At 34.7% G+C, this 9,330-nt stretch carries 8 protein-coding genes; 6 read left to right on the forward strand and 2 right to left on the reverse strand.

Annotated elements, in window-relative coordinates; all coding sequences use genetic code 11:
- Positions 1–133: 133 nt before the first annotated feature.
- Entirely contained in the window at positions 134–577 is a 444-nt protein-coding gene (locus F6K54_RS33500) for a hypothetical protein (protein ID WP_293087778.1), read from the reverse strand.
- 610 nt (positions 578–1,187) lie between these two features.
- On the opposite strand from F6K54_RS33500, the gene egtD reads away from it, so the two are divergent.
- The 5 genes from egtD to F6K54_RS33525 all read left to right on the forward strand — a co-directional run bounded on the left by egtD (position 1,188) and on the right by F6K54_RS33525 (position 6,873).
- The gene (gene egtD / locus F6K54_RS33505) at positions 1,188–2,186 is read left to right on the forward strand and encodes an L-histidine N(alpha)-methyltransferase (RefSeq protein WP_293087780.1); all 999 of its coding nucleotides are present in this window, start codon (positions 1,188–1,190) and stop codon (positions 2,184–2,186) included.
- 1 nt (position 2,187) lies between these two features.
- On the forward strand, positions 2,188–2,310 hold the full coding sequence (locus F6K54_RS33510; protein ID WP_293087783.1) for a hypothetical protein: 123 nt from the start codon (positions 2,188–2,190) through the stop codon (positions 2,308–2,310).
- 253 nt (positions 2,311–2,563) lie between these two features.
- Complete coding sequence (gene ovoA / locus F6K54_RS33515; RefSeq protein ID WP_293087785.1) at positions 2,564–3,907, forward strand: 5-histidylcysteine sulfoxide synthase; 1,344 nt, start codon at positions 2,564–2,566, stop codon at positions 3,905–3,907.
- A 486-nt stretch (positions 3,908–4,393) separates the two neighbouring features.
- Positions 4,394–5,374: an Rpn family recombination-promoting nuclease/putative transposase gene (locus F6K54_RS33520; RefSeq protein ID WP_293087788.1), complete on the forward strand. Its 981-nt coding sequence runs from the start codon at positions 4,394–4,396 to the stop codon at positions 5,372–5,374.
- Positions 5,375–6,129: 755 nt separating this feature from the next.
- Positions 6,130–6,873, forward strand: a complete 744-nt coding sequence (locus F6K54_RS33525) for a 2OG-Fe(II) oxygenase (RefSeq protein ID WP_293087790.1) — start codon at positions 6,130–6,132, stop codon at positions 6,871–6,873.
- Positions 6,874–7,418: 545 nt separating this feature from the next.
- Here F6K54_RS33525 and F6K54_RS33530 read toward each other — a convergent pair.
- The gene (locus F6K54_RS33530) at positions 7,419–8,036 is read right to left on the reverse strand and encodes an aromatic amino acid lyase (RefSeq protein WP_293087793.1); all 618 of its coding nucleotides are present in this window, start codon (positions 8,034–8,036) and stop codon (positions 7,419–7,421) included.
- A 107-nt stretch (positions 8,037–8,143) separates the two neighbouring features.
- Between F6K54_RS33530 and F6K54_RS33535 the strand changes: the two genes are divergently transcribed.
- Positions 8,144–9,211 carry an RNA-guided endonuclease TnpB family protein gene (locus F6K54_RS33535; RefSeq protein ID WP_293087794.1) on the forward strand — a complete coding sequence of 356 codons (1,068 nt, stop codon included), beginning with the start codon at positions 8,144–8,146 and terminating at the stop codon, positions 9,209–9,211.
- The last annotated feature ends 119 nt before the right edge of the window (positions 9,212–9,330 follow it).

Genomic DNA, 9,330 nt, shown 5'->3' on the forward strand with positions numbered 1-9,330 from the left:
TATATTACGAAAAGTAGTCCCAAACGCTTTTAGCAATGGGATAGAGGGTGTTGTAGTTCACCCCGTTAAGGTAACACTTAATTAAAACACTTGTCTAGGAATATTTTTCTATAGATTTAGTAACTATTACTTATTAAACTCCACAAATACCCCTTTCTTGGTTCCACAGGTTGTCAACTGCTACTGATACTTCTGAACCAGGTTTGACATTACCTCCTGATAGATCGATAAGAACTACATCTGCCATTCCCAAGTAACCGCCTCGGTAAATTGGTTGACCTTGCTCATTTACAGTATCGTAGGTTAATTCCGAAACTACAGGGGGTAAATCTGGAGAACGATCGAACCGGACTTGAGTAAACAATCCATTTACATAGGATGCTGTATAAGGATTGCCACCAGCATCCAATCCATCACAAGATAGGGAATATGCTGCGTGGGCTAAAGGTACTGGCAGGAAAGTTGTGGAAACAAATAGTAAGACAAATGTTATTACTAATGTAGCTACTAACTTAGATATTTGTTGTGGGAACTTATGCCACACACTGCTGAAAAACTTAGTCATAAGATTGCTCATGTTTTTTTCTCCTTGAAGGATTCAATAAATAGTGAATGTTATAACAATACCAAAAAATTACTCTTCGTCATTTCAGTTATCAGTTATCAGTTATCAGTTATCAGTACCTCTCTGTGCCTGTTTGCGCAGCATGACCTAGGAAAGTCAGAGGCTTGAAATATTGAACTTTATTTTTTCTTGGTCGATTGGATATGGCGCAGGTTTCGGAGCTGTCCGACCATCGACCAAAAGAAGAAATCAGATTTTCTTATATTCAATTCCGTAACGGTTTTAACCAGAGGTAATTATCCATTATTCATTTAAAAAATGCTAAAGCCTTTATATGTCAATGCTTTTATATTTAATCAGCAAACCCTAATTATTAATTGTTGAAAATATCTGGTATTCCCTACTTGTGTGATCGACCATTCAATGAACAAAACTACTAACAGATTTGTATGTTGCTTTTATTTCTCAAAGGTAGCCATTTACTTTCAGATTTGTTCATTTACTCCAAGGAACATTTATACTAAAATTTTTTCCAGAAGAATTTTATGATGACAAATTTTTGTCCATAATTTGTTAACAAAAAACTCTTGATTATCCAACCTAATTATGTAGGAGTTAAACAATGTCCTCACAACCTTTGACCATTATCAATGACAACTATCAAGCAGTGAAAAATGATGGACAAGATGTGATTGCCGGATTGACAAAAAGTCCCAAGAGTTTGCCCCCCAAATATTTTTATGACGACCGCGGTTCAGAAATATTTGAAGAAATTTGTCAGTTACCCGAATATTATCCCACTCGTACAGAAGCTTCCATTCTAAAAGAATATGCAGATGAAATTGCTCAATTAACTGGATGTTGTGAATTAGTAGAATTAGGCAGTGGTAGTTCGACTAAAACTCGCCTGTTGTTAGATGCTTATCAAAAAATAGGTAGTTCGTTTAAATATGTACCTACTGATGTAAGTGGAGGAATACTTAAAACTACCGTACTAGAGCTACAAAAAAAATATCCAAATTTCTCTATTGAGGGATTTATTGGCACTTATGATGAAACTTTAGCTAATCTAAAGTCAAACCCTGCAGCAACTTCTGTTGAAGGAACTTCCCTAAACAGAACAATTTGTTTTCTGGGAAATTCAGTTGGCAATTTTCCACCACAAGAATTCGACCGTTTTTTGAACCAAGTTGCTAATGCTTTAAAACCAGGAAATTATTTTTTACTTGGTATTGATTTACAAAAACCCAAAGAAATTTTAGAACCAGCTTATAACGATAGTCAAGGAGTTACGGCTGCTTTTAATTTGAATATGTTATCCCATTTGAATTGGCGTTTCCAAGGAAATTTTGACCTCGATTTATTTACTCATAAAGCTATTTATAATCAAGAAAAATCGCAAATAGAAATGCGTCTTTATTGTCAAGAAAATGTCACATTCTCTTTGGAAATTCTAGATTTAAAGGTTGATTTTGAGAAAGGGGAAAGTATTTTGACTGAAGTTTCTCGCAAGTTTGATTTAGCAGTTATTCAAACAGAGCTAGAAACAAAAGGACTTAAAGTTAAAAAAGTGTGGACAGACCCGAAACAGTGGTTTGGATTAATTCTTTGTCAAGCTTAATTTGAAGGAAGAAGGAGGAAGGAAGAAGGAAGAAGGAAGAAAAAAATATGGTAAATATTTCCTATGGAATGTTGCCCAAAGAGAGGTCATGTCTCGGCAATTAGTTAGTGGGAAAAAACTGTAGGGGTTTGGAGACCAAACCCCTACGGTAAAATATTGCAACCTATAGCGTTTTCAAATAAATTGTAAATCTAGATTGAGGTTTTTTATCATAAAAATAATCCTGTCTTGAGTGCCTACTAATCCTTGTGGAAAGCTACTACTTAATGTTGTTTTCCTTTACTTTCTTTATTCCTTATTCACAAAAAAACTGAATCCTAAATCTTAAATACCTTGCAAAAGTAAACAATTAAAATTATTTTCCCGTTAATAACACTATGAACCAGATAAAATCTGCTAATCCACCAAAACTTGATACCTGCCATTCTAACAGTGAGTTACGCCAAGATATCCTTGATTACTTTAACAATGCTTGGCAACTTGAAGATATTTTGATGAACAGTCTAGTCGGTGAAGAAACATTTTATTCCAATCCCGACCCTTTGAGAAATCCTTTAATTTTTTATCTCGGACATTCAGCGGTTTTCTACATCAATAAATTAATTCGTGTTGAATTATTAGAAAAACGCCTCAACCCTAACTACGAAATATTATTTGAGCTGGGAGTAGATCCAGAAATACCAGAAGAGTTAGACCAAGCGATCGCCCATATCAACTGGCCTAAACTTGAAGATGTTTGGCAGTATCGAGAAAAGGTCTATCAAATTATATTAGACCTAATTGAGAAAACTCCTTTAAATCTGCCTATCCATCAAAATCATCCTTTGTGGGCATTGATGATGGGTATCGAACATCAACGCATTCATATCGAAACTTCATCTATGTTGTTTCGGCAACTACCTGCAGAAAAACTCAAACGTCCTAGTAACTGGGAATATGCTCCTACAAATGCTAGGCAAATTGATAATGAAATGATAGAAGTTGCTGGTGGGATAGTCAAAATAGGTAAACCAGCAGATTATCCTACTTTTGGTTGGGATATAGAATATGGCGATCGCCAAGTAGAAGTCTCGTCTTTTGTTGCTAGTAAATATTTAATTACCAACGCAGATTTTCTAGTATTTGTCAAGTCTGGTTGTTACGAAAATCAAGATTATTGGACTAAAGAAAGTTGGCTTTGGAAAACTGAAAATAACATCAAACATCCTAAATTTTGGATACCTAAAAATGGTGGTTATAAATATCGAGCTATGTTTGATGAAATAGATTTACCCTTAGATTGGCCTGTGGAAGTTAATCATTATGAAGCAATGGCTTATTGTTGTTGGAAAGGTGAAAATATTCGGTTAATGAGTGAAGCTGAATATAATTTAGCAACTTATGGAAATGGCAAAGAAGCAGAAGTAGATAATTACAATCTAAATTTTAAATTTGGTTCTCCTTCTCCCGTTGGTTTATTAGAAACTGCAAAAAATGAATCGGGATTATATGATTTGCGGGGTAATGTTTGGGAATGGTTAACTGGTAATTTGAATCCTCTTTCAGGATATAAAAGTCATCAACTATATGAAGATTATTCAGCTCCATTTTTTGATAGTAGACATAACATGATGCTAGGGGGATGTTGGATAACTAATGGAACAGAAGCATTGAAATATTATCGTAATTGGTTCCGTCCGAACTTTTATCAACACGCTGGTTTTAGAATAGTTCAAGGATAATGGATAATGGATAATTGATAATTGATAATGATTTTATTGTTAACTTTTGTACTAAATTGAAGACTTTTTGCATCCAAAAAGTTTGCTGGTTACTCGTTGCAGTCAATCAAATTTATTTCAACAATTTCTCAGTTTTGTAAGATTTTATTGTAGGGCTTTGGTCTTCAAACCCTAGCATGGATAGTTGATAATGGATAATGATTTGATTGCTAACTTTTGTACTAAATTAAATATTTTTTGCATCCAAAAAATTTGCTGGTCACTCAAAGTTTAAAAATTTCATCATTGTCAATTATCAATTATTCAAATGTAAGTATTCAGCTATAGACTTGAAAACTGAATTTTATAGTCAGAAAAATTTATGAATCATAAAGCTTTTATCTAAAACTAAAAGCAATAGCTGACCTCTGTTTGCTGATGGCTGTTTACGCAGCATTCCGCAGGAAATGCTTATGAAATACTTACCTTAATCAACATAGTAAAACCATGAGATTTATTAGCCCAAAAACAGACTTTGCTTTCAAAAAAATCTTTGGTTCAACTGAGAGTAAAGATATCTTAATTAGTTTTTTAAATGCTTTAATATATTCTGGGAAATCAATAATTCAAGATTTAGAAATAATCGACCCCTATAATCCGGGAGATACCATTAGTTTAAAAGATACTTATCTAGATGTAAAAGCTCTCTTAAATGATGGCTCGAATGTGATAATTGAAATGCAAGTTTTAAACATTCCAGCATTTGAAAAGCGAGTAGTTTATAATCTATGTAAAACTTATGGGAATCAATTAGACAGTGGAGAGGGATATCGAAGATTCAAACCAGTAATTGCTTTAACGATTACAGATTTTAAAATGTTTGATAACACAACTACAACTAAATATATTAATCATTTTGTGTTTAAGGAGAAAGAGAAATCATTTGAGTATACAGATGAAGGAATAACAATGATATTTGTAGAATTACCAAAGTTTCCGAAAAAATTAGAAGAGTTAGAAACTATCACAGATAAATGGATTTATTTTGTCAAATCAGCTCCAAGTTTAGAAGTAATTCCTACTAATTTAGCAGAAATAAAGGAGATAGAAAAAGCTTTAAATATTGCTAATCTGGCAAATCTATCAAGAAAAGAATTAGAGGAAGTACGCAAGCGGGAAGTATTTTTAGAAGACCGTGCGGGTCAAATTCTGCTAGCTCGACAGGAGGGACGAGAAGAGGGACGAGAAGAGGGACGAGAAGAGGGACGACAACAAGGAATAGAGCAAGGATTAGAAGCGGGTAAGTTGTCAATGCAAAGACTAATATTAGGTCAACTGAAGAGAAAATTTTCAGCAGAAATTCCTGCCATAATTAGAGAGAATATTCAACAGTTATCTCTGGAAAAGTTAGAAAATTTAGGAAGAGCAATTGATAATTTTAGTAGTTTAGAAGATTTGTCTAATTGGTGTCAAGAATCAGAACAGTAATGGATAATTGATAATGGATAATTGATAATGGATAATTGATAATGGATAATTGATAATGGATAATTGATAATGGATAATTGATAATGGATAATTGATAATGGATAATTGATAATTGAGGATTTTTACCTAAGTTATTTAATTAGGGCTTGCTGAATAAATCTAAAATAATTACCAGATAAAGGTTTTAGCCTTTTTAGGTATTGAAAAAGTACCTGGTTTTTAGCTCTTCACACTCAAAAAGGAGCGCATTTCTGGCGCATAGTTGGGCAAAAAAAATTATTCCCCTACTCCCCTACTCCCCTACTCCCCTACTCCCCTACTCCCCCGCTCCCCTACTCCTTAAAAAAGACTTTTTCAGCAAACCTTAATTATTAATTGGGGCTTGCTGAAGAAATCTAAAAGTATTTACAGATAAAGGTTTTAGCCTTTTTGAGACCTTTAAAAAGTGCGCCTGTTTCAGCTCTTCACGCTCAAAAAGTTAGTATTTTAGGCGCATAGTTGGGCAAAAAAATCAAGGGACAATTCTTACTCCTACCTCCTCTAAATTCCCTTTTCTCCTGTCTCCTGTCTCCTGTCTTCCCCTCCCCTCCTGGGAGGGGCTAGGGGTGGGTTGGGAGGGGGAGGGGCGAGGGGTGGGTTGTCTCCTACCTCCACCCATAAGACTTTTTCAGCAAACCCTAATTATTCTGTAAATTCGTATTCAAATATTATAATAAAAGGCCATGAATAATAGAAAAATTGCTAGATAAATTAACATGAAAAAATCTCAAATTACATCTTTAGAAGAATTTCAAACAACAGGATACTTTTTGCAAGAAAATTTTATTTCTCAGGCAGAATGCGATTCCTTATTAAAACTAATTGCTGATTATCGCCGGGCAAATTCTGTTCCTAAAATCTATCGCAATGTTAAACCCATACCCTTAAGTCGTTCTGTCATAAATGGAAAAATAATTCAGTCTCAGATTCGAGAAGTTCAAAAACTATATGAAACTATGAATCAAGTTATTAATAATCTGACAAATAAACAACTTTTTCCTTTACAAGATATTCAAGTAGGTTGTAATATTAACATTACTGAAAAAGGAGGTACATATCAGTGGCATTATGACCGAAATGCTATTACAGCTCTTTTATATTTAAACAAAGTTGATGGAGGAGAAATTGAATTTTATCCCAATTATAGAATTATCTTACCCAATGCTAAATTTTCTAGATTTCAAAGTGTGATAGATCGGGTACAACAATTGAGTTTTTTTTGTCACATCTTTGGCAAACAAATTATTATTAAACCTCAACCTGGTTTACTGTTAGTTATGGCAGGGGATAAATGTCTACATAGCGTTCGTCCAGTAACAGAAGCAAAGGATAGAATTAATATTGTTATGGCTTATGATTTACCTAATGCTAACTTTGTAATTAAAGACAAACTGAATACTTATTTATATAGTTCAAAAAAGTTTGACAATACAGACCCAAGTTATATCATGTTCGGTTGAATACTTACACTTTGGAGGAAGGCAGGAGGCAGAAGGCAGGAGGCAGAAGGGAAGAAAGGGTTAAAAGGGATAAAGTTTTTTTATAACTGATTATCCGAACATGATATTACTCTTAAATCTGCCAACGATAAACAAAAGTTAAAATAGATAAATAGAGAAAAAAATATCGGGTGCATCTCAATGCGTGAATAAAGCCAAAAAATTATCGCTTTTAGGGAACAGGGAACACCGGAGCTGGGAACAGGGAATATATATAGTAAAAAAGTATTTTTGCTTGCTATGAGATGCACCCAAAATATCATTGTTTTATATCACGTCCGGTTGAATAATTAGACAATGGTTGTCCGAAGGCAGCTATGCTGGAGGCAGGAGGCAGAAGGTTTTCTCAAGAGTGTCACCTTGATTTTATACACGCTCCGATGCTACCGGACACGATATTACTCTATATTTTGGTTCTTTAGTCAAAGTTTGATGAAAAAGTGTTTTTAAGGATAAGGAGAGTAGGGGAGTAATTTTTTTGCCCTACTGCATAAGTCTTGTAGGCTCTAAAAATTCCTTGAGTGTTGTTTCAAGAACAGATAAGACGCTTCAATATCAGGAGAAAGAAAGCGATCCACCTCTAAAAATGGCACAACCTGTCGGTAATTATTGAAGAAAGCTTCAGTAGTTCTTGATAATTGTAGACCGGGATATTTTTGTTTCCTCAAATCAATAGCTTGAGCAACGTGCATTATTTCCACTCCCATAATGTAATAGAGGTTATCAATCATTTGTTGAAAGCGTCTGACTACACGAGGCGCATTTGTGGATGTATCTTCAATAGTACCTGCAATAGAAAACAGATCCATAGAAACAGGAACAGCCAAAGATTGATTTTCTGCGGCCAAAGATGCAAAGACTTTCTGAATAGCACCATAAGCATGAAAAGTTTTGTCTGTACCCAAAAATCGACTCAGATGGGTGAAATGGGGGTCAGCAAGTTTAATAGTGCGTTGAGCAGAAGCATTAGAAAGATGACTCAGGGCGATCGCCGCTTCCTGAAATGAAATTACCAAAGGCAGTGGGGTAAAATTACCAGTAGGTATTAAAGCTCCTCTGACTCCTGCTTCATCTACATAAAGGGCTAAATACTGAAGTCGAATAATTGGACACGCATTAGACAAATATTAATAAATCTTGAAAATATCCTGATGATTTGCGATCATAGATTAATTTATATACTAAATTGTCAAAATTGTCAAAGACTTTTTTTCATGGTGTGCGTGTTCAAATGCAATCAATTAAGACCAAATTAAAAGTTAACAATTACCAAAAAACCATACTTGCCAAACACGCAGGTGTAGCCCGTCATGCTTATAATTGGGGGTTAGCAGCTTGCATAAAAGAGTACGAAGAAACTAAAAAACGCCCCAGTGCAATTACCCTGCATAAGCGTTTAGTAGCCGAAGTCAAATCAATTAATCCTTGGTATTATGAGGTGTCTAAATGTGCCCCACAACAAGCATTAAGAGACTTAGAGAGGGCATTTAAAAACTTTCTAACTATTCCGAACCGTGGATTTCCGGTCTTTAAGAAAAAAGGTAGAAAAGACAGCTTTTACTTAGAAGGAAGTATCAAAATTATTCAAGGAAACTACATACAACTACCAAGAATAGGAGTAGTAAAAACATACGAAATCTTACCGAATTGCAAAGTAAAAAATGTCAGAATATCCAAAAGAGCAGATAGTTGGTACATCAGTTTTAAGTACAATTTTGAACCATACCCAACAGAAAAAGTTGGAGAAACTATTGGTGTAGACATAGGCATAAATACTTTAGCAACCTGTTCTGATGGCAGCAAATTTGCTAATGTCAAAGCCTACAGTCAAGCCAAAAAACGATTAGTTCGTCATCAACGTGCAGTCAGTAAAAAAGTTATTGGTTCCAAAAACAGACGCAAAGCAGTAAAAAAATTAGCAAAACTTCACAAAAAAGTCGCTGATATCAGAGCAGATGTACTACATAAACTCACAACATGGTTGGCTAAAAACCACAGCACCATAGTAATTGAGGACTTGAATGTAAGTGGAATGCTCAAAAATCACAAACTAGCAAGTGCTATTGCTGATTGTGGCTTTTATGAATTTAAACGTCAACTTACATACAAGTGTGAATGGTACGGCAGTGAATTAGTCATAGCGGATAGATATTATCCAAGTTCTCAAATATGTTCAAACTGTGGGCATCAACAGAAAATGCCATTGCACTTGAGAACTTATGAATGTAGTGAATGCGGTTTTGAAGTTGATAGAGATTTTAACGCTGCTATCAACCTGAAAAATTATGCGTATCAGTAGCTTGAGTCAAGAGCGAATTTAAGCCTGTGGAGAAGATAAGTTACAGACTGCGGTCAGTGGTCTTCTGTGTTTGCGCAGCATTGCGTCAGCAAAACAGGAAGCTAGCTCCAAAGCTCATG

The organism is Okeania sp. SIO3B5 (assembly GCF_010692555.1).
Lineage (GTDB): Bacteria > Cyanobacteriota > Cyanobacteriia > Cyanobacteriales > Microcoleaceae > Okeania.